The following is a 24,455-nucleotide window of genomic DNA, read 5'->3' as shown; positions in this document are numbered from 1 at the left end:
GCATGGACCATGACCGTGAAGTGGGCGAGGGCGGCCGGTCGACGGCCACGGGTGCTCTACCTGTCCTCGCCGATCGGTCTGGGACATGCCCGGCGGGACCTGGCCATCGCCCAACAGCTCAGGGTGCTGCGACCTGATGTGCAGTTGGACTGGCTGACGCAACACCCGGTCACCCGGGTCCTGCAGGACGCCGGTGAGCGGGTTCACCCCGCCTGCACCTGGCTCGCCAGCGAGTCCGCACACATCGAGGCTGCGTCCGGCGAACACGACCTGCACGTCTTCCAGGCGATCCGCGAGATGGACGAGGTCCTGGTCAACAACTTCATGGTGTTCAACGATGTGGTGGAGCAGACGCCGTACGACCTGGTGGTGGGTGACGAGTCGTGGGACGTGGACTACTTCCTGCACGAGAACCCGGAGCTGAAGCGCTTTTCCTACGTGTGGCTGACCGACTTCGTGGGATGGCTGCCGATGCCGGACCGGGGGGAGCGCGAGTCGCTGCTGACGGCGGACTACAACGCGGAGATGTTGGAGCAGCGGGCTCGCCATCGCCGGGTGCGGGACCGGCAGATCTTCGTCGGCAACCCCGAGGATGTGGTCGACCTGCCCTTCGGTCCTGGCCTGCCCAACATCCGGCGGTGGACCGCCGAGAACTACGAGTTCGCCGGATACGTCACGGGCTTCGAACCGCCCACCGACCACGAGATCGCGCGGTCACGCCGTGAGCTGGGGTACGCCGTCGAAGACGTCCTCTGTATCGTCGCCGTAGGCGGTTCGGGGGTCGGGGAAGCCTTGGTACGGCGCGTGCTCGACGCTGTGCCCCTCGCTCGGGCCCAGGTCCCGAACCTGCAGTTCCTGATCGTCACCGGACCACGGATGGAACCAACGTCCCTGCCGTCGGTGGACGGCGCCACCCTGCGGGGTTACGTGCCGGACCTGTACCTCCGCATGGCCGCCGCAGATGTCGCGGTCGTCCAAGGTGGTCTCACCACCACGATGGAGCTCGCTGCGGCACGGGTGCCGTTCATCTACGTACCCCTGCGTCACCACTTCGAGCAGAGCATCCACGTCCACCACCGACTGCAGAACTACCGCGCTGGTCGACGCGCGGACTACGACGACGTCAGCAGCCCGCAGTGGCTGGCCGAGGCGATCGTCGAAAAGATCGGTAGTGAGGTCACCTCATTACCGGTGGAGTCCGGCGGCGCCCAGCGCGTGGCCACCATGTTGGAGGAGCTGCTGTGAACGACTCGGATGCGATCGTGGCCACCGCGCTGGACTACTTCGAGGGCTGGTACGACGCAGACCTCGCACGCGTGGACCGCGCACTACACCCTCAGCTCGCCAAACGTCACGCAGCCCGTGTGAGCGGCCACGACCCAGGCGTGACCACGAAGGAGCGCCTCCTCGAGCTCGTCCGCGGAGGTGGCGGAGCCGAGGACAAGACGCAGGACCCGATCGAGGTCGCCGTGGTCGACATCCACCACGACATCGCGGCAGCGGTAGTGCGCTCGGCGCAGTACCGCGAGTACCTGCACCTGCTGCGGACCGCCGACGGGCGATGGGAGATCGTCAACGCGTTCTGGCAGTTCACCGACCCTGACCAAGCGCTGCCGGAATGAAGCCCCTGGCGCCCGACATCTCAGGGTTCGTCGACAGCGAGGGCGTGCGGATCCACTACGAGGTGAGCGGTAACGCGTCCGCCACCATCCTCCTGCTTCCGACCTGGACCATCGTGCACAAGCGCATGTGGAAGGCGCAGGTGCCTTACCTCTCGCGACACTTCCGCGTCGTGTCGTACGACGGACCCGGCAACGGACTCTCCGACCGCCCTGCGGAGGGCGCCGCCTATCACCACGACGTGCAGGTCCGCCACGCACTGGCCGTCCTCGATGCCACGGGCACCGACAGCGCCGTGCTCATCGGCCTCTCCCAGGGGGCCGCTTGGGCACTGCAGCTCGCCGCACAACACCGCGACCGCACCTTGGGTGCCATCTTCATCGCCGCCTCCCTCGCCATCACCGAGGGGCACCCCGCCCGCGCCGCCACATTGCGGCCGGCAGACCTACCACCCTCGCGTGTGCCAGCCCTCGAGTGCGACCCGCCGCAGCACTGGGGCAAGTACGACCCGGCCTACTGGCGCAACCACTACGAGGACTTCCTCTGGTTCTTCTTCGGCATGTGCTTCCCCGAACCCCACTCGACCAAGCAGATCGAGGACTGCATCCGATGGGGTCTCGACACCACTCCCGAGGTACTCGTCGCGGAGGCCGACGCTGCGCGTCCGACCAAGGAGGCCATCGAGGACTGGTGCCGCACCGTGGCGAGTCCCTCGCTGGCGATCCACGGCGACCACGACCTCATCAGCCCAATTTCCCGCGGGCGACGCCTCGCGGAGCTGACCGGCGGCGACCTCATCGTCCTGGAGGGCGCTGGCCACCTTCCCATCGCGCGGGACCCGGTGAAGCTGAACCTGCTCATCCGGGACTTCGCGCTGAGTGTCAGCCGGTGACGGACATGGCGGCTTAGGGCGCGCGGCCCGCCACACCCGTCTGTCGTAGTGCGAATGCGGCTTCTGCGGCCCCTCCTTGGGGTGAGACCTTTTGCGCACCACAGGCCTTCGGGAGAACGCCTTCAGGGTGCAAGGCGCTAGCTGTGGGAACCGTGACCGAATCGGGACAGGCAGAGGAGAGGGTGACATGGCGAGTCGCGAAGATGCCGCGCTGCTCGTGCAGCTGGCGCAGTGGGGCGCCGCCATGGGTCTCGAGGAGGCCCAGCAGGCGGTGTGGGCGGACGAGTTCGACCCGGAAACGGCCTCCGTCGACGATGTGCTGGTGTCGCGGGTCCTCGTCTGGGGCGAGACCATCGGGACGCTGACCAAGAACGAGATCTTGGACGCGGACCTCGTGTTGGACTGGATCTGGGTCGCGGGAATGTGGTCCCGCGTCGGCCCGGCGGCCATCAAGCTTCGCGAAAAGCACGGTGTGCCGGAGCTCTACGAGAACTTTGAGGCTCTGGCAAGCAAGCAAGGCAGCTGACCAAAGCCTCCGGCTGGACGCGATCTCGCCCGCCGAGATTCACATGCGCTGCCACTGTCGTCACGGGTTCAGTGCAGGTTGGCGCTCCACGTCATGAGACGAGCTTGATACGCGGTGCCGAGGTCAGGACGAAGCCTGCCCTTGCGTAGATCTGGTGGCCCTCGGATGGTCCTCGTGACGGGCCGCCCCGATCGGCCCCTCCGTGGCGACTGGGGGTGCGACTTCCAGCCCTCCCTCAGGCGTCACGCGGCCACGATGTCCCGGATCGCGGCGTGCCCATGGCCGACGTCCACATGGCCCGTGGAGGACACGGGGCGCGAATTCGGTTGCCCGTCAACTGTGGCCATGTCACGCTCGCGAGATGTCCAGCAGCATCGCCGACAAGCTCTTCCACCGCTTCGGCGAGACCGCCGTCGCCGTGACCAAGGAGCGTCCCCAGGTGGACCCGGCGATGGTCCAGGACATCTTCGACGAAGCGGCGACCATGCTGCACAACGGACTTGCCCTCGACCACCTGGATGACCACGACGCCGACATCGTCATCTCAGAGCTGTGCGTGGCCCTTGCAGAGGCGGATGTGACGACCGCGCTGTTGACCCGGTTCTACGCCGCCACCGACAAGCCCGAAGGCGTGCACGACCCGACCGGGGTTGCCCTGGCCTACGAGAACGTCCTGAGGATCTTGCAGCTCTGACGCCTTCGGTCTGACCCCGCCGAAAGTCGTTTGGCGATGTGAGTCGATGTCGTCATGCTTCCACCATGAGCGACTACCTCGAGAGCGAGCGCCTGGTCCTGCGCCAGTTCACAGCCCAGGACGCGGACCTGCTGATCGAGCTGGACAGTGACCCCGCAGTGATGCGGTTCCTCACCGGTGGCGAGCCGTCGATGTCCGACGATGTCGTGCGGGACCAGGTCATCCCGGGCCTCCTCGCCGCCTATGACCGGTGGACCGGTCGGTTCGGACTGTTCGCGGCCCACGAGAAGGAGACGGGCGCCTTCATCGGCTGGTTCTGCCTGCGCCCGGAGCGGTCGGGGCCGCTGGACGAGGTCGAGCTCGGCTACCGGCTCCGTCGGGACGCCTGGGGGAAGGGGTATGCGACCGAGGGCTCGAGTGCCCTGGTGGACAAGGGCTTCTCGGAGCTCGGTGTCAACACTGTCTGGGGCGAGACCATGGCGCTCAACGTCTCCTCCCAGCGGGTGATGGAGAAGGTGGGCATGTCTGTCGTCGAGTCGATCCCCACTCCCGACGACATGCTGGGCGTCGAGGGCTCGGAGCGTGGTGGCTTCCGGTTCGAGATCACGAGGGAGCAGTGGGCTCGACGATGACAGGCTCGTGCACGCCGGACTAGGACCTCGCGTCTCCACGCAGCCAGCGAAGGGCCCGCTGACCGAGCGCTTCCGGCTCTGGACCAACCGCGGGCGCAATGGCCTGCAGATCGGGCCGACCGCCCTGCTCGTAGTGACGCAAGGTCTCGATCACCTGGTCGAGGAAGTCGTCGACCTCCCGCTCGTCGTACCCGCGACGAAGCTTCGTTGACCTGAAACGGTGACCTCGGGCCGGCGAGGGCGGCGCCTGCGGCCCCGGTCGACCGCCCTGCTCGTAGTAGCGCAAGGCCGCCACGACCCTGTCGAACATGTCATCGACCTCGCGCTCGTCATACCCGTCCCGGAACTGCGTCGAGGTGAGCGTCTTGTTCAGGACGTCCTTCGAGGTCAGCATTCGACCATCATGCGCCCAACCAGGGCTCTGGCCGGGACGTTGGCGACGACCCACCGGCTGAACAACAGCCGGCTAGCCACTGCGGACGCCCCTGATGCTGGTGGGTAGCCGGGTCCTCGTGAGCCGGCGGATGATGTTGGTATGCCGTCCGAGTCGCAACCGCTGGTCACACCGATTGGCCCGGATGACCGGGAGTGGGTCGCCAACATACTCGTGCAGGAGTGGACCTCGACGGCCGTGGCGCGACGGGGCGAGCTCGTCGAGGCGGCTGGTCTGCCGGGCTACGTGGCCAGGTTGGGTGGCCGGCCTGTCGGGTTGGTACTGGTCGACGTACGGGACCGGGAGTACGAGGTCGTGGCCATCAGCACCACTGCGCAGCGGCGTGGCATCGGGCGGGCGCTGATGGAGCGGTGTTTCGCTGAGGCGCGCGCGACAGCGTGCCGGCGCGTGTGGCTCGTGACGACGAACAACAACATCGCCGCCATCGCGTTCTACCAGCACGTGGGCATGGACCTGCAGGCACTGCACCGGCATGCGGTACGCGTGTCCAGGAGCCTCAAGCCGACGATCCCACTTCGTGGTGCCACCGGAGTCGCGATCGACCACGAGCTCGAGTTCGAGCTGCTCCTCCCCAGCTAGCCTCGTGGCCGGTGCGAAGCGCGGAAACCCGTGTCAGCTCGCCCCGAGCTCGGCGTCGATCGCCCGAGCGAGCTCAGCGACGACCGGCCACGCCCCGTGCGAGCTGTTCCCGAGCACAGTCACCGTCGTTCGCGCCTCGACGAGGTGCGTGGACCGGAACGACACCCCGGCGTCGAACCCCTCCAGGATGAGCGCCGGGTGCGTACGGTGGATCCAGAACCCCATTCCGTAGCGCTTGTTCTCCTGTGGCACGTCGTTCCGTGGGCGGGTCATCTCCTCCACGCTCTCCCGAGTGACGATGCGCCCATCGAGCATGGCCAGCCAGAACTGATGTACGGCCTCCGCGGTGGTGAACGCGCCTCCGTCGCCGTTCCCGAGGACCGGCAGGTGCAGGGTGTTCGCCAGGTTCCCCTCGTTGAACACGTAGCCCAGCGCAGCGTCGGCTGGTAGGTCGTTGAGCGGGAGGAAACCGGTGCGCCGCAGACCTGCCGGCTCCATCACCAGCCGCCGCACCGCGTCGTGGTACGTGCCCCCCGTGGCGCGCTCGAGCAGGATCGCGAGCACCATGAAACCGCCGTTGCAGTAGGCGAACCGCTCGCCCGGCGGGAACTTCTGCGGATGCCCCTCGAGCATCGGCAGGAACGCCTCAGCAGTGGTCAGCTGGTGCACAGGGACCGAGAGGACGTAGTCGGAGATCTCCAGATCGCTGTCCTCGTCGAGGTAGTCGCCGATGCCGGAGGTGTGGGTCAGCAGGTGCTCGATCGTGACGTCGTCGTCCACCAGGGGCAGGTCGTTGCCGAGCAGGTGGCGCGCCGGGTCATCCAGCCGCAGCACTCCTTCCTCGACGAGCCGCATGACCGCCAGCGCAGTGAACCCCTTGCTGCCGCTCGCGATCGCGAGCCGAGCCCCGGGCGTCATCGGCGCCTGCAGGGCGCGGTGGACGAACCCTTCACATCGCTCCAGGACGCGTTGGTCGCCGACATCCACCGTCACCACGCCGGTGAACCCTTCAGCGTCGACTGCTTCGTCGAGTGTTCGAGGATCGATCTGCATACCGCCCCCTCGTGAGCCATCGCGCTCAACGCTTGTCACTGTTCACTCTGCACTCTCGCCCGGAGGAGGCGAAAGCAATTTGTACTTTGCGTCTCACCGCCGCGAGTGGTGCGAACGGTCAGACGAGCTCGCCGCGCTTCCTGGACAGGTACGCACGCTCAGCGGAGTTCTGGGTCCCAGCGAGGGCAGCGCCATACGCGTCCCGGGCCTCGGTGCTGCGGCCGAGCCGGCGGAGCAGGTCGGCTCGCACGACGTGCCACGGGTGGTAGCTCTGGAGCGGGAGGCGGTCCACCAGCGCCAGGGCGACTGAGGGGCCGTCGAGCTCGGCGACGGCGACCGCGCGGTTGAGAGCGACGATGGGTGAGGGATCGAGCCGGACCAGCTGGTCGTACAGCGCGACCACCTGCGACCAGTCGGTGTCCGCCGCCGTGGGGGCGTCGGTGTGGACGGCGTTGACAGCTGCGAGCAGCTGGTAGCGGCCGGGCCGGTTGATGGCCAGGCACTCGCGCACGAGGGCATGACCCTTGGCGACGAGCGCCGGGTCCCAGCCTGCGCGGTCCTGCTCGTGGAGCGGGACGAGCTGGCCGTTCCGCACGCGGGCCTCGCGACGCGCCTCGATGAGCAGCATCATCGCGAGCAGGCCCGTCACCTCCGGCTCGTCGGGGAGGAGTCCGCGCAGGACCCGGGTGAGCCTGATGGCCTCACGCGTGAGCTCGGCCCGCACCGGGTCGCCGTCACCGCTGGCGAGGTAGCCCTCGTTGAACACGAGGAACAGCACCGCCAACACGGTGCCGAGCCGCTCCGGCAGGTCGGCGGCCTCGGGCGCGCGGTAGGGCACGTTCGCCGCCGCGATCTTCTTCTTGGCCCGCGTGATCCGCTGCGCCATCGTGGTCTCGGGCACCAGGAACGCCTGCGCGACCTCGGCGACCGTCAGTCCACCGAGCAGCCGCAGGGTCAGGGCGATCCGAGCCTCCGGCGCCAGGGCTGGGTGGCAGCAAGTGAAGATGAGCCGCAGCCGGTCGTCCTCGACCGGACCGGTGGGCTCGTGGGCGGTGCCGTCGTACGTCATCAGTGCCGCCTGGTGCTTGGCGTCGCGCTTGCTCTCGCGGCGGATCCGGTCGATCGCACGGTTGGCGGCAGTGGTGGTGAGCCAACCGCCGGGGTTGGGCGGCACGCCGGTCTCCGGCCACTTCTCCAACGCCACGACGAGGGCCTCGCTCGCCGCCTCCTCGGCGACGTCGATGTCACCGAACCGGCGGACCAGCGAGGCGATCAGGCGGCCGTACTCGGCGCGGAAGACCCGCTCGACAGCCACCGCCCCCTGGCGTCCGGGCCCCTGCGGGCCCGGGTCGTGAGCCGACACGTCGCGACCGTCCCGGCTCAGGCCAGCCCCTCGAACGGCCGGACCTCGACCTTGCCGCGGCAGGCCTTGGAGCCCTCGGCGGCGAGCTTGATCGCCACGTCGAGGTCCGGGGCGTCGATCACCCAGAAGCCGCCGATGTACTCCTTGGCCTCCAGGTAGGGCCCGTCGGTCACCACGGGGGTGTCGCCCTGGCCGTCGACGACGGTTGCGGTCGTCGCCTGCTCGAGCCCCCCGGCGAACACCCAGTAGCCGTCGGCCTTGAGCTTGTCGTTGAAGGCGCCGGTCGCGGCGAACGCCTCCTCCATCGCCTCCTTGGAGCCGTACTCGCCGAACTCGTTGCGCTCGGCGGGGCCGTGAACGGAAAGCAGGTAGTGCGTCATCTCGGTACTCCTCGTCTCTGGGGCGGTCCGGGCGACCGCCTCCACCCTCTCCACGAGCGGGCTCACGCCGATACGACAACCTGCCACAGAAGGATCCGTCCCGGAGTGGTTCGGCGACCCGCAGGAGAGGGCTACTCGCTGACGCGCACGTCGCAGGAGAGGTCGGCGAGGTAGACGAGGCTGCGACCGCTGGGGTCGAGCCTGACGGGGGGTTGGTCCTTGCTGGCGGTGCGGATGTCCAAGGAGCTCGACTGGCTCGTCTCTGCGGGGTCTTTGAGGGTCAGCTCGCACTCGGTGTTGCCACTGGGCCAGTTCTGCACCTCCACCGTGACCGGGCCGGTCGCGGCGAAGGCGTCGGTGTCACCACGGTAGGCAGAGAAGACAGCGGGGAGTCGGGCTTCTCCAGGCGTGGCCCGGGTGACGACCTGGCAGGCGGTGTCGTTCACGGTCCAGGTGAAGGAGCCCGCGTACGGGATCTGGTAGGAGTGGGTGCCGTACAGGCCGTCCCACGACCACGAGTTGTCGGATCCGTTCCTCGCGAGGGTGACCGCGCACCCGTTGTCCTGCCCGGAGATCCGGTCGTGGACCTCGAACCGCCAGGGGCCGGTCGCCGTGTAGCTGCTGCCTCCCGAGTGGCTGCCACTTTCTCGTTGGCTGTTCCAGGCCAGGCCCCCGACAACGGCGGCGAGGACGACCACCCCGGCCAGCGCGCCGTAGCGGACGCGTGGTGAGGACGTCCACTGCCGCCACCGCGACGCAGCCTCCGAAGGCCCCGCCTCTACTTGCGCCGGTGGCGCTCCGGCGGAAGGCCGACCGCTGGCAGACGACTGTGGTGGAGCATCGTGGGCTCGCAGGTGGTTCCTGGCCCGTTCCGCCACCTCGGGCCGGTCACTGCGCGCCACGTGGTCGAGGGCCTGTCGCGCGGCGAGGACGCGCGCCGGGTCCGGATCGGACAACCACTCGGCGAGCGCGTCGACGGCGCCGGACCGGACGGGGAGGTAGGAGCTCTCCAGCGACGACGAGATACCCGCCGGCAGCTCGGCCGGGGTCACGGTGACGCCGCGCGGGTTGCGGGCCAGCACGATGGTTCCCTCGGCGCCGTACAGCCAGCGTTGAGGTGTCTGGGCAGCATCGGAGGAGCGGACCTTCTCGTACGCGTAGCCGTAGGCGTCCTCGACCGACACGTACCCGTCGCCGTCCAGGTCGGCCGAGCCTGAGCGGATTCCCTCGACCAGTGCGTGGGTGAACACCGAACCAGGCATGTCGTGTCCGGGCACGGGCTGGCCCTCGAAGGAGTACTCACTCCCTCGGGACGCGGTCAACACGACCCGACCACGCCCCGGTCCGAGGAAGCGTTCTCCCAGGCCGAGCTCGTCTCCCCCCTTGGCGCCAGCCGCGAACGCCCCGCTGAAGCAGCAGTCGAGGATCAGGACCTGGCGCTTCGCGCGGCACTCCTCGAGCTGGTCGAGCAACCACTGCGCCTCGAGGCCCGTGGCGGCCAGCCGGTCCTTCCTGGTGTCGCTCGTGGCGAAGTACAGCCGACGCCGGAGGTCCATGAGGCCGTGGCAGGAGAAGTACACGAGAACGAGGTCGTCGGGTCGGCGCTCGGCGAGGAAGTCGGCGACGGCGATCCGCACCGACTGGGCCGTGGCGTCGACCATGGAGGTGACGCTGAAGCCACCGATGGCGGGGTCCGCCAGGACGCGGCCGAAGTTGTCGGCGTCGTGGGCCGGTGACCGCAGACGGCTCAGCGCAGGGTCCTGGTACGCCTGCGTCGCAACGACGAGGGCGACTCGCTGCTCGTCGGGCAGGTCAGGAGCTGGTTGCGTGTCGGGCGAGCCAGGCATCGATGATGTGCTCCTGCTCGGCGGCGGTGATGCCGTTGAGCTTCAGGGTGTCCCCGCCCATGGTGACCTCGACGTCCCTGCTGCGCCGCCCGGCCCAGCCGCGGAGCAGCTCGATGACGGCCCGCACCGTCTCGACGGAGCCCACCTGGACGGCCAGCCAGCCGGCCAGGTCGACGACGCCCTTGGCGCCCACCGGGGACTCGCCCGGGGTCAGCGTGCGCACGTCCTCGACGTCGAGGTCGAGGAGCTCTCGGCGCAGGAGAGCCGCCTGGTCGAGCAGGTCCCCGTCCTCGTCCCCGTCGACCGGTCGCACCTGGACGACCAGACCATCGCCGGCGTCTGCCATCTCCCAGATCCTTTCGGAGTCACCATCGATACTCCTCCGCGGTGGCCGACCCGGTAAAGGCCCAGCCTCACCGCTCGTCGTGGACGAGCAGGAACGGGCCGCCGGTGGCTGCCGCCTTGACTTCGAGGTAGGGCTGCTTCTGGTCGAGGTCGTCGGTGGAGTGCAGGGAGCCGATGGCCCTGAGGGCGTCGACGAGGGTCTGGCGGGGGACGGCGGTGGCCTCGCTCTCGCCGTGGACCCCGGGGCGGGTGGACATCAGGCTGGTCAGGGGTGGAACGGTCGGGGGACGCTCCTGCCACAGCGCGTAGAGGCTGCGCGGGGTGGCGTTGCGGCTGCCGTGGTGGCCGACCTTGTAGAGGTCGACGTCACGCAGCGTCGCCCGGAGGTCGGGGTGGGCGGCCAGCTTGTCGAGGGTGTACTGCCAGTTCTCGATCTGCGCGTCACCGGGGAAGAGCAGGCTCAGGTTCCCGACGTGCAGCAGGAGGATGAGACTGGTGTTGTTCAGGACGTCGTCGAGCCGGTGGACGAGGCGGGCGGCCGAGTCAGAGCGCTGCCCTGCCAGCCGTTCGACGAGCCAGCGGACTGGCCCCGGGCCGAGGTCGACGTCGGAGAGTGCTCCGGTGGACCCCGTGGACCCCGTGGACCCCGTCGACCCCGTGGACCCGGTGGCGCCGGTGGACCCGCGGCCCCCGGTGGGGCCGGCGACCGACGCCAGCGAGGCGCGCAGGCGCAGCATCCAGAACTCGTCCTTGTCGTCCTCGCGCTGGCCGGTCACGGCCGGCGACTGCTCGACGGTGGGCGGCCCGAGCACGGTGACGGTCAGACCGGGGATGAGGTCGGCGGTTTCGGGGTCGCTGCCGGCGTGCAGGTAGCGGCCGCGGCCCGTGTCGGAGAGGGTGTCGAGGAGTCGGACCGCGTCTGCGTTCTTGAGCTGCTGCTCGGCAGCCAGGCGCACGTCCTCGTGCAGTCCGGCGGTGCCGGCCAGGTGCTCTGCGGCGGCCTGGACGCCGGCGAGGCCGGCGGCGAAGGACCGGGACCCGGCGCCGAGCGCGGGGTTGCCGTCGGTGTGTGCCGGTCCGGTGGCGTCGGCCTGGAGGGTTGGGTCCTCGGTCCACGGACGGAGCACCCGCGCGGGGGAGAGCCGGCGAAGGGTGGCCTCCCCGGTGCTGTCGCCGAACCCGGAGAGGTGGTCCTTGTGCCTGTGGGTGAGGGCGAGGACGTCCAGGACGCCGTGGGTGTGCTCCTCGATGAGTGCGGCAACGTCACGCATCCGCCCCTTGGCGCGACCCTCGCGGGCCGAGCGGGAGGAGCCGTAGTCGATGAGGAGGTGCCGCTCGGCGCGCCCGTCCGGGAGGGGCTCGTCGTACTCGACCGTGACGAGGAAGCAGTCGCCGAACCCGACCTGGTACATCCGCACCCGGACGGTGACGGGGGTGCTCACCAGGCCTCCCCGGACATCGTCTCGGTGTTGTGCAGCTCGGCGAAGGCCTGCCCGCGTGCGGCGCCGTCGGAGAAGCCCAACCGGTGCCTGGTGTCCTGTCGCCCGGTGCGCTGGAGGTACTCCAGCCGGCGCAGCTGCCGCCACCAGTCGTCCAGGTCCTTGTGCAGGTGCAGCTTGAGGTGGCCGAACTGGTCGAACACCAGGGTGCCGCCACCCAACAGCTGGATGGGGGTGTCGGGGTCGATGCCCTCGGGGACGTTGAGCCCAGAGATGCGCTCGAGCTCCCCAGCACGGAGCTCGAGCATCTGCACGTAGGTGGCGACGCTCTCGGAGACGATGAGCCCGTCGGGGCCGATCCGCTGGCTGGGCAGGACGGTGTCGACCAGCGTGTAGTACTGGGGGTCCAACCCGAGCCGGCGAGCGTTCCGCCACAGGAAGCGGTAGACCTCGTCCCTGCCCGAGCGCAGGGCCGCGAAGTTGATGCTCAGGTAGCTCGGCGGCGCCTCGACGTCGAGTGCCTTGTCCTCCCAGTCGTCGGGGACGGTGACCCCGGCTCGGGTGAAACGGTCGACCAACATGCCCCGGTAGTCCAGGTCGTCGTCGGGGGCGACCGCGACGTCGGCAAGGAGGACGGCGTAGAGCAGGTCGGGCAGCTCGAACTCCACGGGAGGCAGGTAGTCCAGGCCGCGGATGAGCATGGTGAGCAGCTGGGTGGCAGCCTTGGCGCCCTCCTCCGCGGCGCGGGCCCGGTCCAGGCTGGCCCTGGCGTGGTCCTCCCCTGGCGGGAAGAGCGCGACGAGCCGCTTGAGCCAGATGTCCAGGAGCACGTCGAGGACCACGGCGACGAGGACCTCGCCGCGGCGGTGCGGCTCTGCGAACTCAGGCAGGTCGGCCCAGTTCGCCGGTGGCGGGTCGAGGGCGGAGTGGCGCAGTGCGCCGCGACCGTGGCTCAGCACGTGCCCTATCTGCTCGGCGACCCCGGTGAGGACGCCGCGGCGAAGCCGCTCCAGGGTGACCTGCCGCCCGCTGATCCTGCCGTTCTTGTCTGCGGGGCCGAGGGCCTGCTCGACGACCGGCCGCATCGAGAAGACCGACAGCAGGGCGACCATGTCGGCGAGTCCTTCGTGCAGGGCGGCCTGGTCGGGCAGGCCGGGCTCGAGGTACCGGCGTCGCAGCCCGTCGAGGACCGCGTGGGTGGTCTCGTGCACGACGACGTCGTAGCTCAGGCACGTGTACACGGGGCCGGACCGCCCGACGGCCGGGACGTACCCGAACAGCAGCGACCGGTCCTCGTAGGAGTAGTACGCGTTGGCCTCGGCGAAGGCGTGCGGGACCAGGTGCAGGTGGTGGCCGGGGAACCCCCAGGGGAGCCGGCGCCCGAGCGCCGACTCGAACGTCGCCAGGGTGCGGGTCGCGACCGTGTACACCTGCTGGGCGTGGAAGGCGAAGCTCCTCACCAGCTCGGTGTCGGACGCGTCCGCGTAGGGGTCCTTGCCCGTGATCGCGGGGTGCAACCGGTACTGGCCGGAGGAGGCGTCGAAGTCGACGACGTGGAACCGCGGCCCCCGCGGGCCGTCCTCCACCCGGTCCCACGGCACCCGCACGGTGGCGGTCAGAATGGAACCGTCGTCCCCGGTCACCGACGGGTCCTGGGCGATCACCCGCAGGTCGATGTGCGTACGGGTCGCCTGGGTCCCCACGTCACAGGCCCTTCGGGCGGTACGGGTGTGCGGTGCCCGTGGTCCCGTCCACGCGAAGGCGCACCGAGCTGTGGAAGGTGTCGCCCGGTCGTGGGTCGCGGGCCCGCCACCCGGGTCCGGCAAGCGCCCAGGGCCATGGGTGTGGATGGATGGCGCCCTCGACGGCGTACGCCTCCGGCAGGGGCTCGCCGACTCCTGCGCCCAGCATCTTCTCGTGCCGCGCAGCGTCCAGCTGCAGCCCAGCCGTGACGGCCTCACCGGTCATCCACGCCAACGTGATGTCGGCGAGCCGATGGTCCGGGTACAGGCCGCCGACGTCGCTGTGCACCCCCGGGAACCAGGCCTCTGCCAGCGCGCCTCCGCGCTGGGCGAGCTGCTCGGGGTCGAACCGGTAGACCGCGTACGGGCCGCGGTTCTCGTCCAGGGCCATCGCGTGCCGGCCGACCGCGACGTTGGAGACCTTGCGGGTGAACGGCCAGTGGGCCTGCTCGAACTGGGCCTTGAGGTTGAGCCAGCCGACGAACTTCACCGTGTCCCACACGCCGAGGAAGGCCACGTTGCGGGCGAAGCGGTTGAACTCGGGTTGCCGAAGCTCTCACCGAAGTCCTGCCGCTGGGCCCAGAAGCGCCTCTCCTGCGCCTCGCTCGGGTCCGGCGCGGTGTTCCTCGCGTACAGCTTCAACGCATACGGCACCAGGTTCTCGGCCCCCGGGCGCAGCAGCCCCACCGTGCGGAGCATCCCCGTCAGCGCCAACGACGTGTACGCGCCACGGCTGAACCCGAACACCATCACCCGGTCACCTGGCCGGTAGTGGTTCATCAGCCACGTGTACGCCTCGGCGATGTTGTCCCGGATGCCGTAGCCGACGACCAGACCCGCCGCCCGCGTGGCCGCCTGTCCCGCCCGGGTCGTCGCGCTCCGGGCTCCCATCGTCCCCACACCCGGGTCGTAGTACACCAGCTGATCGTCGTTCTTCACGCACAGGTCGTAGATCCGGGCGACGTTCGTGGAACCGGTCTCCGGCTCGTTCGCGGTGCCGTCCAGGCAGACCACCAGGTTGCGACCCACACCGAACCTCCGATCCCGGCACCCACCGCACGGCTCCCCACGCGCGCCGCGCTCCGTACCACCTGAAGGAGATGGGGAAGCCGACTCCTGATACTCCTCGGACCCCTGCCGGGACGCAACGAGGTGTCGGTTTCGAGCCCGTGCTGCTGCCCGGAGAGAGAGTCCGTCAAGCCGTGGCTCGCGTTGGCTGGTATCGCAGGGCGACCACCCCCGACTGGAGCTGCCGGCGATCCATGAGCTGGAGCTGGATGCGTTCGCGCAGCCCGGAGAGCAACGTCGGCCCGTGTCCGGCAAGGACCGGCTGCACCAGGAACACGTACTCGTCGATCAGCCCCAGATCTGCCAACGCCAGGGGGAGCGTCACGCCACCCACGAACAGGCCCTCGCCCGGCTCCTGCTTGAGCCGCTGGACCATCTGCGCCAAGTCGCCTCGCACCAGCTCGGCATTCCAGTCGACACCGTCCAGCGTGCTCGACACGACGTACTTCTTCGTCCGGTCGATGGCCTCGGCGAAGGGGACCTGCCACTCACCCATCCAGTCCGGCCACGCGCCCGTGTCCGGCTTGCGCCATGCCGACTCCATCATCTCGTACGTCACCCGGCCGAAGAGCAGGGCGTCGGCGCCTTCCATCTCAGCGGTCCAGTAACGCATCGACTCCTGGTCGGGGGCGAGCCCTGCCTCGTGGTGGCAGCAACCGTCGAGTGTGACGTTGATCGAGTAGCGGAGTGGTCTCATGTCGGTGGTCTCCATGTGAAGTGCGCGGCCCGCCTTCACCAGACCGTCCTGGAACCACTGTCGGCGCCATCCCTCATCTCCGCCATCCCTCATCTGCGCCATCACGCAGCGGCATCTGGCCCGGGCCGCGCGTCTTTCGCCGCCGGTGGGACGGTGGGCCGGTGGTGCGCAGCGGTCGTGCAGCGGCTAGACAGGGGACGTGCCCCACGACCCGAACGACCACTTCGTCCACGTCCGCGGAGCCAGCGAGCACAACCTCAAGAACGTCGATGTCGACCTGCCACGTGACGCGATGGTGGCCTTCACCGGGGTCTCGGGGTCGGGCAAGTCGTCGCTGGCCTTCGGCACGCTCTACGCGGAGGCGCAGCGTCGCTACTTCGAGTCGGTCGCTCCCTACGCCCGCCGGTTGGTGCAGCAGATGGGCGCCCCCCACGTGCAGGAGATCACGGGGCTGCCGCCGGCGGTGGCGTTGCAGCAGCGCCGCGGCGCCCCGAGCTCACGCTCCAGCGTCGGCACGCTCACGACCTTGTCCAACCTCCTCCGAATGCTCTACTCACGCGCTGGCACCTACCCCGCCGGCACGGATCGCCTAGCGGCAGAGGCGTTCTCGCCCAACACCGTGGCCGGCGCCTGCCCTAGGTGCCACGGCCTCGGGGAGGAGCACGACGTCAGCGAGAAGCTGATGGTGCCGGACACCTCCCTGACCATCCGCGAGGGCGCGATCGCCGCGTGGCCCGGCGCCTGGCAGGGCGCCAACCTGCGCAGCATCGTGACCGGCCTCGGCATCGACGTCGACAAGCCCTGGCGGTCCCTGAAGGCGAAGGACCGGCAGTGGCTGCTGTTCACCGACGAGCAGCCGAAGGTCTTCATCAAGCCCGAACGTGACCGCGTCGACCACGGCTACCACGGCCTGTTCTGGAGCGCCCGCGCGCACGTCCACCACGTCCTGGCCACCTCCAAGAGCCAGATGATGCGGGACAAGGCGATGCGCTTCATGCGCAGCGTCCCCTGCCCGGACTGCGGGGGCAGCGGGCTGCGTCCGGAGGCGCTGAGGGTGACGTTCCGGGGCCTGAGCATCGCCGAGGTGAACGCGCTGTCTTTCACCGAGCTGGTCGCCCTCCTGCAGCCGGTGGCCGGGCTGTCCGAGGCCGCCGCGGCGACGTCGGCAGCCGACTCCGGTGAGGCGACCGAGGTGGCGGTGCGGCTGTGTGCCGACCTCGTCGCGCGGGTCCGGGTGCTGCTCGACCTCGGGCTGGGCTACCTCTCGTTGGGGCGCAGCTCCACGACGCTGTCACCGGGCGAGGTGCAACGCCTGCGCATCGCCACCCAGCTGCGGTCGGGGCTGTTCGGCGTGGTGTACGTCCTCGACGAGCCCTCGGCAGGGCTGCACCCGGCCGACGCGGCGCCGCTGCTCGACGTCCTCGAGACGCTCAAGGGTTCGGGCAACTCGCTCTTCGTCGTCGAGCACGACCTCGACATCGTGCGTCGAGCCGACTGGGTCGTCGACATCGGCCCGGGCGCAGGCGAGAACGGTGGGCAGGTCCTGTACTCCGGGCCGGTCGCGGGCCTCGAGCAGGTGGCGGACTCCGTGACCGGAGCACACCTCTTCGGCCGGGTGGAGGCGCCGCCCCGCCCCCAGCGCGTCCCCCAGGGGTGGCTGCACCTGCGGGGCATCAGCCGGCACAACCTCGAGGACCTCTCGGTCGACGTGCCGCTGTGCGTCATGACGGCGGTGACGGGGGTCTCCGGCTCGGGCAAGTCGACCCTGGTCACCCAGGTGCTGGCCGAGCTGGTGCGCCGTCACCTCGGGCAGGCCCCCGACGACGCCGAGGACACCGAGCTCGAGATCGACGTCGACGAGGCCACCGGGCTGGAGTCCTTCGACCGGCTCGTGCGCGTGGACCAGCGCCCGATCGGCCGCACCCCGCGCTCCAACCTGGCGACCTACACGGGTCTGTTCGACGCCGTGCGCAAGGTGTATGCCGCGACGCCCGCAGCCCGTGAGCGCGGGTACGGCGCGGGTCGCTTCTCGTTCAACGTGGCCGAGGGGCGGTGCGAGACCTGCCAGGGGGAGGGCTTCGTCACGGTCGAGCTGCTCTTCCTGCCCGGCACCTATGCGCCGTGCCCGGCCTGCCACGGGGCGCGCTACAACCCCGAGACCCTGGAGATCGAGTACCGGGGCAAGAACGTCGCGGAGGTGCTCGCCATGTCGGTGGACGAGGCTTCCGAGTTCCTCGCCGACGTGCCGGCGGCCGCGCGCAGCCTGATGACGCTGGGTGAGGTCGGGCTGGGTTACCTGCGCCTGGGGCAACCCGCCACCGAGCTCAGCGGCGGGGAGGCCCAACGGATCAAGCTGGCAACCGAGCTGCAGCGCGCGCGTCGAGGGCACGCGCTCTACCTGCTCGACGAGCCGACGGCAGGGTTGCACCCCGCCGACATCGCCCTGCTGTTGCGCCAGCTGCACCGGTTGGTGGACGCGGGCAACACCGTGGTGCTGGTCGAGCACGACCTCGACACGGTCATCAGCGCCGACTGGGTCATCGACCTGGGTCCACGCGGCGGGGACGAGGGCGGTCGGGTGGTGGCCACGGGCACACCAGAAGAGGTCGCCCGGGCCGAGGCCAGCGCCACCGCGACGTACCTGGCCGCCCGCCTCTCGTCCCACGGGTGACACAGGTGCAGTCCGCCGGCAGGACCTATCCGCGCACGTGGGGTGCAGAGTGCACTCGTACGCCGTCCCGGGACTGTTCTGCCGGGGAGCCGACAGCGTCAGTCGTCTTCGACCAGGTCCATGCGTAGTAGACGACACCGCCCAGCAGAGCGACCTCGGCGAGGCTGCCGACGATGTAGTAGCTCCACTCGCCGATGGCGCCCCCCGCGATCGTGACTGCGTAGAGGACGGCCGCGACGAGGTTGGCCATCCGCGTGGCCCTCACCGGCAGGACGAGGCTCAGGAACACCATCAGGCTGGGGACCAGGACGTAGATCGTCACGCCCAGCAGGAAGCCCTGTCCGATGGTGAAGGCGAACATCTTGCCGGCTGCGATGTCCGCCCGTACGTCGGCTCGGAATGAGCTGAACAGGTCCACGTACGCAAAGACGAACAGCATGGACGTCCACAGCGCGGAGATCTTGGTTCTTGGGCTGATCCAAGGGTCCTGGTAATGGTTCCTGGCGGTCACGGTTGCCTCCCAAGGGCCGTTCGGGCTTGGGCGCCCGACAAGGCGGGACTGTCCCGCTGGTCCAAGCATTTCGGCCCGCTCCACCTCTCGGCAGAGGCACAGGTCCTGCGGCGAGGGGCCGCCCACGCTGCGACGTCAGGCTGTCCCGGGTGCGTCGTGAGCCGCAGCCGTCAGGACGAGAACGAGAACGAGGACGAGCCCGAGCAGGAACGCGGCCGTGCCCACGGACACCGTGGCCAGCACGATGCGCCGAGAGCGGTCGACCGCCTGCGGACTGCCGACGTAGACGATCTTGGTGGGGTCGGCGTTGGCCAGCTGCATCGACGCGGCGGCGAGCTTGGCGTTCGCTGCGTCGAGAGCCTGCACGGCGACGGTCCGAGCGGTCGTCAGCGTCCGGTACCCGGTCATCAGTGGCGCGAAGCGGGTCAGCTCGGCCTCAGCAGCGGCGATGGAGGTCGCCATGGCAGCCGCTCCCACGGCGTTGCCGGCAGCGCGGGCGAACGCCTGCTGCTGCACGAGCCCGTCGACCCGGGCGAGCTGCGCCTCATACGCGTTCTGCGGGTCGGCCACGGCGTTCCTGGCGGTGAACTGGCTGATGGCGGCGGTGGCCGCTGCCACGGCCCGCTGCGCTCCGTCGACTGCGGCCTGAGCGGACTGCACCTGGCTCTCGAAGAGGGTGTGCAGCGTCTGGACGGTCACGTCCTCGAGGATCGGGACGACGGTGTCCTCGTCCATGCTGGTGTACGCGACGGCGACGCTGGCGCTCGACCCGCGCTGCGTGACGACGAGTCCTGCAGCGAGGTCGTCCGGGGAGACCTTCGTCCTGGCCACCACCGCACTGCGCACCACCGGGCCGGAAGCGGTGGCCTCGAAAGCAGAGACGAACTGGGTGACCCCCTGCGCGCCCGCGTACTGGGTGTCCAACCCGCCGACGAGGGCTGACGGGTCGACCACCGCCGTCGCCGTGTACTCGACCGGCTGGGGCAGCAACAGCCCCACCGTGGCCGACATCGCCAGAAGGGGTAGCACGATGACCAATGCAAGCAGCGGCCTGGCTGCTCTGAAGAAGCCCAAAACCCCCATGGTCACACCTTTCTCGGCATGGCTCCCCGTCCCGGCGGAGTCCACCCCGTCCTTGCCATGCAGCCGGCTCCGCCGCCAACCGCGCACCGCGGGCGGCATGCCGCCAGTGCTCACCTGCAGGACGGCCCGCATGGCGCCCAGTGCGTGGGCCCCGCTCCTGCTCGTGCAGACCCATCCACACCGATCACTTCGTCCATCCTTACAGGCCCGACCAGACCGACACTTCCCTCATTTCGCCTAGTCCGCCTGATCCGACCCTTCTCGCGCCGCAACGCCCTCGGGACGATTGGCTCTGCCTGAGGGAGTCGCCGGAGGAGGACGGTGAGTAGGCGGCGAAAGGCCGGGTCGGGAGGTGGCCGCCATGTCAGGCAGCATCCGCGAGGCGTCACCCGCGGCGCGGCACCGTGTCGGTCGGAAGGCCGCGTCCGTCAGGGTGCGGCGAGCTCTGGTGGCCTGCGGCATCGCCTACGCGGTCCTCTACCCGCTGGTGAACGATGCGATCGCGGCGACGGTCTACGGCGGGTACAGCCGCATGTCGCAGGCGGTCAGTGAGCTGTCCGCCACCGGGGCACCGCCGAGGGCCTTCCTCACGGCGATGGGCCCGGTCTTCAGCGTGTTGCAGTTGGGGTTCGGGGTCGGGATGTGGCAGTCCGCGCACGGCGCGCGGGCGATCCGGATCGCCGGTGCCCTGATGCTGGGACACGGCGTCATGAGCTTCTTCTGGGTCCTCGCACCCATGTCCCGCCGCGAGGTGATCGCCGCCGGGGGCTCCACGTCGGCTGACACCATGCACCTGGTCCTGGCTGCCGGAACCGGCATCTTCGTGGCGTCGTACGTGGCGGTCTTCGCGGTCGCCTTCGGCTGGCGCTTCCGCGCCTACTCGGTCCTCACACTTGCCGTCGCACTGGTCTTCGGAAGGCTCAGCGCCCAGGTCGACCGCCTGGAAGCAGGGGACCCCACCCCATACATGGGCCTGTTGGAGCGGATCGGGATTGGGGCGTGGCTGCTCTGGTTGGCGGTCGCCACCGTCGTCCTGCTTCGACGCAACGCCCACAATGCCGTTGGCGGCGTGCCATGACCCGACGCCCCTCGGGCACCCAGTCGCAGGCGCACCGCGCGTCACCCGACCCGACTTGGCGGCTTCTGTACCGGCTCGGCGCCTGGGCAGCCGCAGCGTACGTGGTCATGGTCCTCATTCCGCTGGTTCTGCTCGCCACCGTCCCCATCCCTCCGTCGTCTGGCGCCGCGCTGTTGGAGTACATCGGCACCCACCGCGTGGTCTACCTCGTGGAGCTCGTGTGCTTCGTCGGGCTCAGCGTCCCGGCCCTGGTCGTGTTCAGCGCCTGGGCCATGGCGCTCAAGCACGTGGACAAGTCGCTGGCGCTCGTGGGTGGGCTCTTCGGGATCGCCTCCGAGGTCACCGCCCTGGCAGTCGGCAGCAGTCCGCAGTCGCTCAACGGCGGCCTGCTCACGTTGAGCACCGCCTACGAGTCGGCGTCCACGGCCGACCAGCGCGCCGGCCTGGCCAGCGCCGCAGACGCGGTCATCGCCACGACCAACGCGATGCCCTGGGCCGGGGTCCTGACCGCAGCCGGGATCCTGGTGCTCTCCTTGGTGGCATGGCGCGGCCCCGTGCCCGCACGCGTGGCGGCATTCGGCATCCTGACCGGAGCGGTGGGCATCGTGGCCGAGGCTCTCCGTCCCGTGATCGGGGACGGCTACCTGCTCTACGGCCTTCTCCTGCCGGTCTGGTTCGCCCTGACCGCATGGACCTTGCACACCCTCGGACGCCGTCCCCCGGCTCCTGTCACCGGGAACCCTCCCATCTGAGAGCGGGTCCGAGCGGGCTGCCAGACTGAGTGCAGCCGCTAGCCGACCGCGTCGCGGATGACCTCCTCCAGCGCCTGCCGCACCTCCTGGGGATCGACGGCCATGGCGTTCTCGCCGACCGTGACCTCGAACCGGCTGCTTCGCGGCGACGTCGTGGGACGCGGGTAGAGGAACAGCTCGAGTCCCCGGCGCTCGACGAACCGGGAGTGCGCTGCCGCCAGCGCCTCGGGCGGCACGGGGACGATGACGTGGAACAGGGGCGTCTGCGGGGGATCGGGGACGACCTCGACGCCCGGGAGGTCCTGGAGGACCGCCGCGAGCTCCTTTGCCCGCTGCCAGAACGCCGGCATCCGGGGGACGAGCGTGTCGAGCCCGATCTCCGCCGAGACCGCCAGCGGCCAGGCGTGGTGCAGCTGCCCGCCCAGCCGCGCGAGCCACTCACGAGCCTGGTCGACGAGGTCGGACGGCCCCGCGAGGACCGCCCCGGCAAGACCTTCGAGACCCTTGTAGAGGGAGACGTAGACCGTGTCGAAGAGGGCGGCGATCTCGGCGTGCGGGCGACCGTAGAACGGCTGTGCCTCCCACAACCGCGCGCCGTCGAGGTGCGCCGCTACGCCTCGGTCGCGCGTCCAGGACGTCTGCGCGACCAGCTCCTCCCACGATGGGAGGCGGCCGCCCAGGTCGCGCTGCGGCAGCTCGAGGAGCACCGCAGCCATGGGCTCGCGAACGGCCTCGAGGTCCTCGAGCGTGACGAGTCGGTCGTGGTCGCCGAGCAGCATCCCGTGCAGCTGGTGGACGACCTCGTAGCCCTTGCGCTCGTGCACCTCGATGTGCGCCCTGGGATGAAACCCGATGGTGCGGCAGGTGCGGGCGTCGGCGTGCACTCGCAGCGCGACCTGCGTGGCCATCGCCCCCGTCGGCATGAACACCGCCGCCTCCTTGCCGAGCAGGTCGGCCACGCGCTCCTCCAGCCGCGCCACGGCGCCGCCCCGGCCGTAGGTGTCGAGGTCGCCGTCTTCGACACGCGCCTGGAAGTCGCGCAGGCGACGGGTCGGCGCGCGGCGCTGCTGCCCGTGCACGGAGAGGGAACGCTGCGGCTGCGCAGGGTCGGTGGGGGTGGGATGGGGGTCCATGACGCCCATCCTGACCCACCGGTGGGCGGTCCGCGCCGCCACCTCGGTCAGGCCGTCTGTGGTGTGGCGGGGTGGGATCGTGCCCACGCCACGATCTCGTCCGGCCTGTTGATGGCGGTGCCGTCGTCGAGCACCAGGACCGGGACGAAGAACGATCCCGTCAGGGCGTGGACCTCCCGCCTCACCTTGAACTGCAGGAACGCGGGCAGGTGCTCCTGGCCCTTGGCCTTCACGGTCTGCGGGTCGTGGCCCGCCTCGACCAGGGCCTGGTGCGCCTTGTGGCAGTCGTGGTGGCTGCTGCCGTTGGTGCTCCAGCAGATGTAGAGCCTCATGCCGATCCGCCTCCTGTCGTCGTCGCGGCCAACTCGGGCGGGCTGACGGGTGTCGCCACCGGTTCGACGGCGACCGTGTCGCCGTGCCGGTGGACCACCCGCCAGGCACCGTCCTCGCGGCGGTAGACCTGCGTGACCCGCAGCGTGTAGGTGCGCGGTCGGCCGTCGACCGAAGTCGAGGTGTGTTCGAGGCCGGCCGTGTAGGCCATGTCCCCGACCGCGTCGTAGGCCTGCAGCTCGAACGAGTAGGACGTGCACCCGGAGAAGCTGCGGCCGAGGTCGGTGAAGAGCACGCCCACCTCCGCCTGGCCGATCGCGGTGCGCCACGCGCCGACGACGCTGACCGGCTCCTGCCGCGACCAGAGTGCCCGACGTGGCTCGGCGTCGCCGTCGTGCAGGGCGAGCTCTGCGGCGTGGAGGGTGCCCTCGACCCACCGGAGGAACTGCTCCCGGTCGCTCGGGCCGCGCTCGGCCCGCTCCGCGTTCACCGGGGTGCCTTCGCGAGGAGGGCCCGTGCCACCATCGCCATACCGACCGCCGTCAGGCTCCACGCGACGAAGTCGACCTGCGGGCTGCCGAGGACCACGGTCGCCACGAAGTGCAGGGGCTGGGAGACGGTGACCGCCCAGGCCGCCCACGCGGGCACCCGTCCCGACCGCAGCAGCGCCAGCCCGAGCAGGACCGTGCCGACCACGTGCCCGAGGACGAACACGCCGATCGAGATGTCGATCGTGGGGTGCGCCGCGTCGAGCACGGCCGCACCGTCGGTGGCGCTGACGTCCGAGGTGGCGACGCTCCACAGCAGCTGGTCGTAGCCGGCGAGCACGCCGAGCGAGAGGTACCCCGGCACCGACAGCGCCAGGGCCCAGGCCGTCAGGCGCGGTGCCGCGCCGCGGCACACCCGGGCCGCAGCGAAGAGACCCGGCACCAGGGTGAGGACGGCCACGTAGGTCAGCCAGACCACCGCGCTCTGCCGGCCGGGGTGGGCCTCCACGGCGGCGAGCGACGCCGCGTTGCCGTCGGCGGTGTAGTAGGGGAGGGCGAGGCGCAGGACCGCAACCGCGGCGGGGCCGACGGGGAGCAGCGCGGCGACAGCCACCAGGGACGGGGTGGCCGAGCGCGTTCGGGTGGGGGCGACGACCGTGGTCATGACGCCACCACCGCGGTGTTGCCTCGAGAGACCAGCAGGACGCCGACCGCGGTGAGGACCACGATGACGCCGCCGACTGCCTGGGCGGCAGAGGGGACGCCGTCGACGACGAGCGCGGGCAGGGCGGTGACCGCCGAGAGCACGCGGAGGGCGACCAGCGGGCGCAGCGGCCGCGACGGGTCGCGCAGGGCGCGGACGACGAGCCCGAGGGAGACGATGCCCAGCAGGGTCGCGAGGACCGCCATCGGGTAGGGAGGGTGCTCGCCGTCGGCCAGCGGCAGGGTGAGGACGTCCGCGAGCGACGGCACCGCCAGGGCGAGGAGGCCCGCGCGGCGGATGGTGTTGGTATCCATGAGGATTCCTTTGGGTTGGATGGACCTCAACCGTCGATGCCAGGCCCACCCGAGTGGCAGG

Annotated in this window: 28 protein-coding genes; 10 read left to right on the top strand and 18 right to left on the bottom strand. The window is 70.2% G+C overall.

Features of this window, described 5'->3' with window-relative positions:
• Nucleotides 1–9 precede the first annotated feature (9 nt).
• From AB4Z02_RS10950 to AB4Z02_RS10925, 6 genes are all read left to right on the top strand, one after another.
• A complete protein-coding gene (locus AB4Z02_RS10950; protein ID WP_441970946.1) occupies nt 10–1,245 on the top strand; it encodes a glycosyltransferase in 1,236 nt (411 codons plus the stop codon).
• Nucleotides 1,242–1,622: a nuclear transport factor 2 family protein gene (locus AB4Z02_RS10945; RefSeq protein ID WP_056882366.1), complete on the top strand. Its 381-nt coding sequence runs from the start codon at nt 1,242–1,244 to the stop codon at nt 1,620–1,622. Before AB4Z02_RS10950 ends, AB4Z02_RS10945 begins: the two co-directional genes overlap by 4 nt.
• The gene (locus AB4Z02_RS10940) at nt 1,619–2,512 is read left to right on the top strand and encodes an alpha/beta fold hydrolase (protein ID WP_441970945.1); all 894 of its coding nucleotides are present in this window, start codon (nt 1,619–1,621) and stop codon (nt 2,510–2,512) included. Before AB4Z02_RS10945 ends, AB4Z02_RS10940 begins: the two co-directional genes overlap by 4 nt.
• A 187-nt stretch (nt 2,513–2,699) precedes the next feature.
• Nucleotides 2,700–3,038 carry a DUF4760 domain-containing protein gene (locus AB4Z02_RS10935; RefSeq protein WP_056882368.1) on the top strand — a complete coding sequence of 113 codons (339 nt, stop codon included), beginning with the start codon at nt 2,700–2,702 and terminating at the stop codon, nt 3,036–3,038.
• A 361-nt stretch (nt 3,039–3,399) separates the two neighbouring features.
• Nucleotides 3,400–3,732 carry a hypothetical protein gene (locus AB4Z02_RS10930; RefSeq protein WP_441970943.1) on the top strand — a complete coding sequence of 111 codons (333 nt, stop codon included), beginning with the start codon at nt 3,400–3,402 and terminating at the stop codon, nt 3,730–3,732.
• Nucleotides 3,733–3,797: 65 nt separating this feature from the next.
• On the top strand, nt 3,798–4,364 hold the full coding sequence (locus AB4Z02_RS10925; RefSeq protein ID WP_441970941.1) for a GNAT family N-acetyltransferase: 567 nt from the start codon (nt 3,798–3,800) through the stop codon (nt 4,362–4,364).
• A 19-nt stretch (nt 4,365–4,383) separates the two neighbouring features.
• Here AB4Z02_RS10925 and AB4Z02_RS10920 read toward each other — a convergent pair whose 3' ends face one another.
• Nucleotides 4,384–4,758 carry a DivIVA domain-containing protein gene (locus AB4Z02_RS10920; RefSeq protein ID WP_441970940.1) on the bottom strand — a complete coding sequence of 125 codons (375 nt, stop codon included), beginning with the start codon at nt 4,756–4,758 and terminating at the stop codon, nt 4,384–4,386.
• A gap of 213 nt (nt 4,759–4,971) precedes the next feature.
• Between AB4Z02_RS10920 and AB4Z02_RS10915 the strand changes: the two genes are divergently transcribed.
• Nucleotides 4,972–5,397: a GNAT family N-acetyltransferase gene (locus AB4Z02_RS10915; RefSeq protein ID WP_441970939.1), complete on the top strand. Its 426-nt coding sequence runs from the start codon at nt 4,972–4,974 to the stop codon at nt 5,395–5,397.
• Between the two features lie 33 nt (nt 5,398–5,430).
• On the opposite strand, the gene AB4Z02_RS10910 is transcribed toward AB4Z02_RS10915, so the two are convergent.
• The 10 genes from AB4Z02_RS10910 to AB4Z02_RS10865 all read right to left on the bottom strand — a co-directional run bounded on the left by AB4Z02_RS10910 (nt 5,431) and on the right by AB4Z02_RS10865 (nt 15,331).
• Nucleotides 5,431–6,450, bottom strand: a complete 1,020-nt coding sequence (locus AB4Z02_RS10910) for a serine hydrolase domain-containing protein (RefSeq protein WP_441970938.1) — start codon at nt 6,448–6,450, stop codon at nt 5,431–5,433.
• A gap of 118 nt (nt 6,451–6,568) precedes the next feature.
• Nucleotides 6,569–7,813, bottom strand: a complete 1,245-nt coding sequence (locus AB4Z02_RS10905; protein ID WP_441970936.1) for an RNA polymerase sigma factor — start codon at nt 7,811–7,813, stop codon at nt 6,569–6,571.
• A 17-nt stretch (nt 7,814–7,830) separates the two neighbouring features.
• Nucleotides 7,831–8,193, bottom strand: a complete 363-nt coding sequence (locus AB4Z02_RS10900; RefSeq protein WP_441970934.1) for a YciI family protein — start codon at nt 8,191–8,193, stop codon at nt 7,831–7,833.
• A 131-nt stretch (nt 8,194–8,324) separates the two neighbouring features.
• Nucleotides 8,325–10,040: a caspase family protein gene (locus AB4Z02_RS10895; protein WP_441970933.1), complete on the bottom strand. Its 1,716-nt coding sequence runs from the start codon at nt 10,038–10,040 to the stop codon at nt 8,325–8,327.
• Entirely contained in the window at nt 10,006–10,386 is a 381-nt protein-coding gene (locus tag AB4Z02_RS10890; protein WP_056882377.1) for a hypothetical protein, read from the bottom strand. Before AB4Z02_RS10890 ends, AB4Z02_RS10895 begins: the two co-directional genes overlap by 35 nt.
• A 67-nt stretch (nt 10,387–10,453) precedes the next feature.
• Nucleotides 10,454–11,827, bottom strand: a complete 1,374-nt coding sequence (locus tag AB4Z02_RS10885) for a hypothetical protein (protein WP_441970931.1) — start codon at nt 11,825–11,827, stop codon at nt 10,454–10,456.
• Nucleotides 11,824–13,527 carry a hypothetical protein gene (locus AB4Z02_RS10880; RefSeq protein WP_056882379.1) on the bottom strand — a complete coding sequence of 568 codons (1,704 nt, stop codon included), beginning with the start codon at nt 13,525–13,527 and terminating at the stop codon, nt 11,824–11,826. Before AB4Z02_RS10880 ends, AB4Z02_RS10885 begins: the two co-directional genes overlap by 4 nt.
• Nucleotide 13,528: 1 nt before the next feature.
• A complete protein-coding gene (locus AB4Z02_RS10875) occupies nt 13,529–14,083 on the bottom strand; it encodes a phospholipase effector Tle1 domain-containing protein (protein WP_441970930.1) in 555 nt (184 codons plus the stop codon).
• A complete protein-coding gene (locus AB4Z02_RS10870; protein WP_441970928.1) occupies nt 14,053–14,595 on the bottom strand; it encodes a phospholipase effector Tle1 domain-containing protein in 543 nt (180 codons plus the stop codon). The genes AB4Z02_RS10875 and AB4Z02_RS10870 overlap by 31 nt, the downstream gene beginning before the upstream one ends.
• Before the next feature lie 166 nt (nt 14,596–14,761).
• Nucleotides 14,762–15,331 carry a dihydrofolate reductase family protein gene (locus AB4Z02_RS10865; protein ID WP_441970926.1) on the bottom strand — a complete coding sequence of 190 codons (570 nt, stop codon included), beginning with the start codon at nt 15,329–15,331 and terminating at the stop codon, nt 14,762–14,764.
• A 199-nt stretch (nt 15,332–15,530) separates the two neighbouring features.
• Here AB4Z02_RS10865 and uvrA point away from each other — a divergent pair, with 199 nt between their 5' ends.
• Nucleotides 15,531–18,002, top strand: a complete 2,472-nt coding sequence (uvrA, locus tag AB4Z02_RS10860; RefSeq protein WP_441970925.1) for an excinuclease ABC subunit UvrA — start codon at nt 15,531–15,533, stop codon at nt 18,000–18,002.
• Between the two features lie 25 nt (nt 18,003–18,027).
• Here the strand turns inward: uvrA and AB4Z02_RS10855 are convergent, their stop codons facing one another.
• Nucleotides 18,028–18,513 (bottom strand): DUF6326 family protein, encoded by a 486-nt coding sequence (locus tag AB4Z02_RS10855; RefSeq protein ID WP_156399793.1) that lies wholly within the window; start codon nt 18,511–18,513, stop codon nt 18,028–18,030.
• 135 nt (nt 18,514–18,648) lie between these two features.
• On the bottom strand, nt 18,649–19,542 hold the full coding sequence (locus AB4Z02_RS10850) for a hypothetical protein (RefSeq protein ID WP_441970924.1): 894 nt from the start codon (nt 19,540–19,542) through the stop codon (nt 18,649–18,651).
• 415 nt (nt 19,543–19,957) lie between these two features.
• Here AB4Z02_RS10850 and AB4Z02_RS10845 point away from each other — a divergent pair, with 415 nt between their 5' ends.
• Nucleotides 19,958–20,674, top strand: a complete 717-nt coding sequence (locus AB4Z02_RS10845; protein WP_441970923.1) for a DUF998 domain-containing protein — start codon at nt 19,958–19,960, stop codon at nt 20,672–20,674.
• Nucleotides 20,671–21,426: a hypothetical protein gene (locus tag AB4Z02_RS10840; protein ID WP_441970921.1), complete on the top strand. Its 756-nt coding sequence runs from the start codon at nt 20,671–20,673 to the stop codon at nt 21,424–21,426. The genes AB4Z02_RS10845 and AB4Z02_RS10840 overlap by 4 nt, the downstream gene beginning before the upstream one ends.
• Before the next feature lie 38 nt (nt 21,427–21,464).
• Here AB4Z02_RS10840 and AB4Z02_RS10835 read toward each other — a convergent pair whose 3' ends face one another.
• The 5 genes from AB4Z02_RS10835 to AB4Z02_RS10815 are packed head-to-tail and all read right to left on the bottom strand — an operon-like array spanning nt 21,465 to nt 24,394.
• Nucleotides 21,465–22,559 carry a threonine aldolase family protein gene (locus AB4Z02_RS10835; protein WP_441970920.1) on the bottom strand — a complete coding sequence of 365 codons (1,095 nt, stop codon included), beginning with the start codon at nt 22,557–22,559 and terminating at the stop codon, nt 21,465–21,467.
• 47 nt (nt 22,560–22,606) lie between these two features.
• Nucleotides 22,607–22,891: a hypothetical protein gene (locus tag AB4Z02_RS10830; RefSeq protein WP_441970918.1), complete on the bottom strand. Its 285-nt coding sequence runs from the start codon at nt 22,889–22,891 to the stop codon at nt 22,607–22,609.
• Nucleotides 22,888–23,379, bottom strand: coding sequence for a YybH family protein (locus AB4Z02_RS10825; protein WP_441970916.1), 492 nt, complete (start codon nt 23,377–23,379; stop codon nt 22,888–22,890). The genes AB4Z02_RS10830 and AB4Z02_RS10825 overlap by 4 nt, the downstream gene beginning before the upstream one ends.
• A complete protein-coding gene (locus tag AB4Z02_RS10820; protein ID WP_441970914.1) occupies nt 23,376–24,041 on the bottom strand; it encodes a hypothetical protein in 666 nt (221 codons plus the stop codon). Before AB4Z02_RS10820 ends, AB4Z02_RS10825 begins: the two co-directional genes overlap by 4 nt.
• A complete protein-coding gene (locus AB4Z02_RS10815) occupies nt 24,038–24,394 on the bottom strand; it encodes a hypothetical protein (RefSeq protein WP_441970912.1) in 357 nt (118 codons plus the stop codon). The genes AB4Z02_RS10820 and AB4Z02_RS10815 overlap by 4 nt, the downstream gene beginning before the upstream one ends.
• Between the last annotated feature and the right edge of the window lie 61 nt (nt 24,395–24,455).

Origin of the sequence: Pedococcus sp. 2YAF34, assembly GCF_052114585.1 — a bacterium.
Classification (GTDB): domain Bacteria; phylum Actinomycetota; class Actinomycetes; order Actinomycetales; family Dermatophilaceae; genus Pedococcus.
This window is presented reverse-complemented; position numbering and strand designations above follow the sequence as displayed.

Bases quoted from the DNA above. Each gene is read 5' to 3' on its own strand.
- AB4Z02_RS10950 (WP_441970946.1), top strand. From the start codon at position 10: ATGACCGTGAAGTGGGCGAGGGCGGCCGGTCGACGGCCACGGGTGCTC.
- AB4Z02_RS10940 (WP_441970945.1), top strand. From the start codon at position 1,619: ATGAAGCCCCTGGCGCCCGACATCTCAGGGTTCGTCGACAGCGAGGGC.
- AB4Z02_RS10935 (WP_056882368.1), top strand. From the start codon at position 2,700: ATGGCGAGTCGCGAAGATGCCGCGCTGCTCGTGCAGCTGGCGCAGTGG.
- AB4Z02_RS10930 (WP_441970943.1), top strand. From the start codon at position 3,400: ATGTCCAGCAGCATCGCCGACAAGCTCTTCCACCGCTTCGGCGAGACC.
- AB4Z02_RS10925 (WP_441970941.1), top strand. From the start codon at position 3,798: ATGAGCGACTACCTCGAGAGCGAGCGCCTGGTCCTGCGCCAGTTCACA.
- AB4Z02_RS10920 (WP_441970940.1), bottom strand. From the start codon at position 4,758: ATGCTGACCTCGAAGGACGTCCTGAACAAGACGCTCACCTCGACGCAG.
- AB4Z02_RS10910 (WP_441970938.1), bottom strand. From the start codon at position 6,450: ATGCAGATCGATCCTCGAACACTCGACGAAGCAGTCGACGCTGAAGGG.
- AB4Z02_RS10900 (WP_441970934.1), bottom strand. From the start codon at position 8,193: ATGACGCACTACCTGCTTTCCGTTCACGGCCCCGCCGAGCGCAACGAG.
- AB4Z02_RS10895 (WP_441970933.1), bottom strand. From the start codon at position 10,040: ATGCCTGGCTCGCCCGACACGCAACCAGCTCCTGACCTGCCCGACGAG.
- AB4Z02_RS10890 (WP_056882377.1), bottom strand. From the start codon at position 10,386: ATGGCAGACGCCGGCGATGGTCTGGTCGTCCAGGTGCGACCGGTCGAC.
- AB4Z02_RS10865 (WP_441970926.1), bottom strand. From the start codon at position 15,331: ATGAGACCACTCCGCTACTCGATCAACGTCACACTCGACGGTTGCTGC.
- AB4Z02_RS10845 (WP_441970923.1), top strand. From the start codon at position 19,958: ATGTCAGGCAGCATCCGCGAGGCGTCACCCGCGGCGCGGCACCGTGTC.
- AB4Z02_RS10840 (WP_441970921.1), top strand. From the start codon at position 20,671: ATGACCCGACGCCCCTCGGGCACCCAGTCGCAGGCGCACCGCGCGTCA.
- AB4Z02_RS10835 (WP_441970920.1), bottom strand. From the start codon at position 22,559: ATGGACCCCCATCCCACCCCCACCGACCCTGCGCAGCCGCAGCGTTCC.
- AB4Z02_RS10830 (WP_441970918.1), bottom strand. From the start codon at position 22,891: ATGAGGCTCTACATCTGCTGGAGCACCAACGGCAGCAGCCACCACGAC.
- AB4Z02_RS10820 (WP_441970914.1), bottom strand. From the start codon at position 24,041: ATGACCACGGTCGTCGCCCCCACCCGAACGCGCTCGGCCACCCCGTCC.
- AB4Z02_RS10815 (WP_441970912.1), bottom strand. From the start codon at position 24,394: ATGGATACCAACACCATCCGCCGCGCGGGCCTCCTCGCCCTGGCGGTG.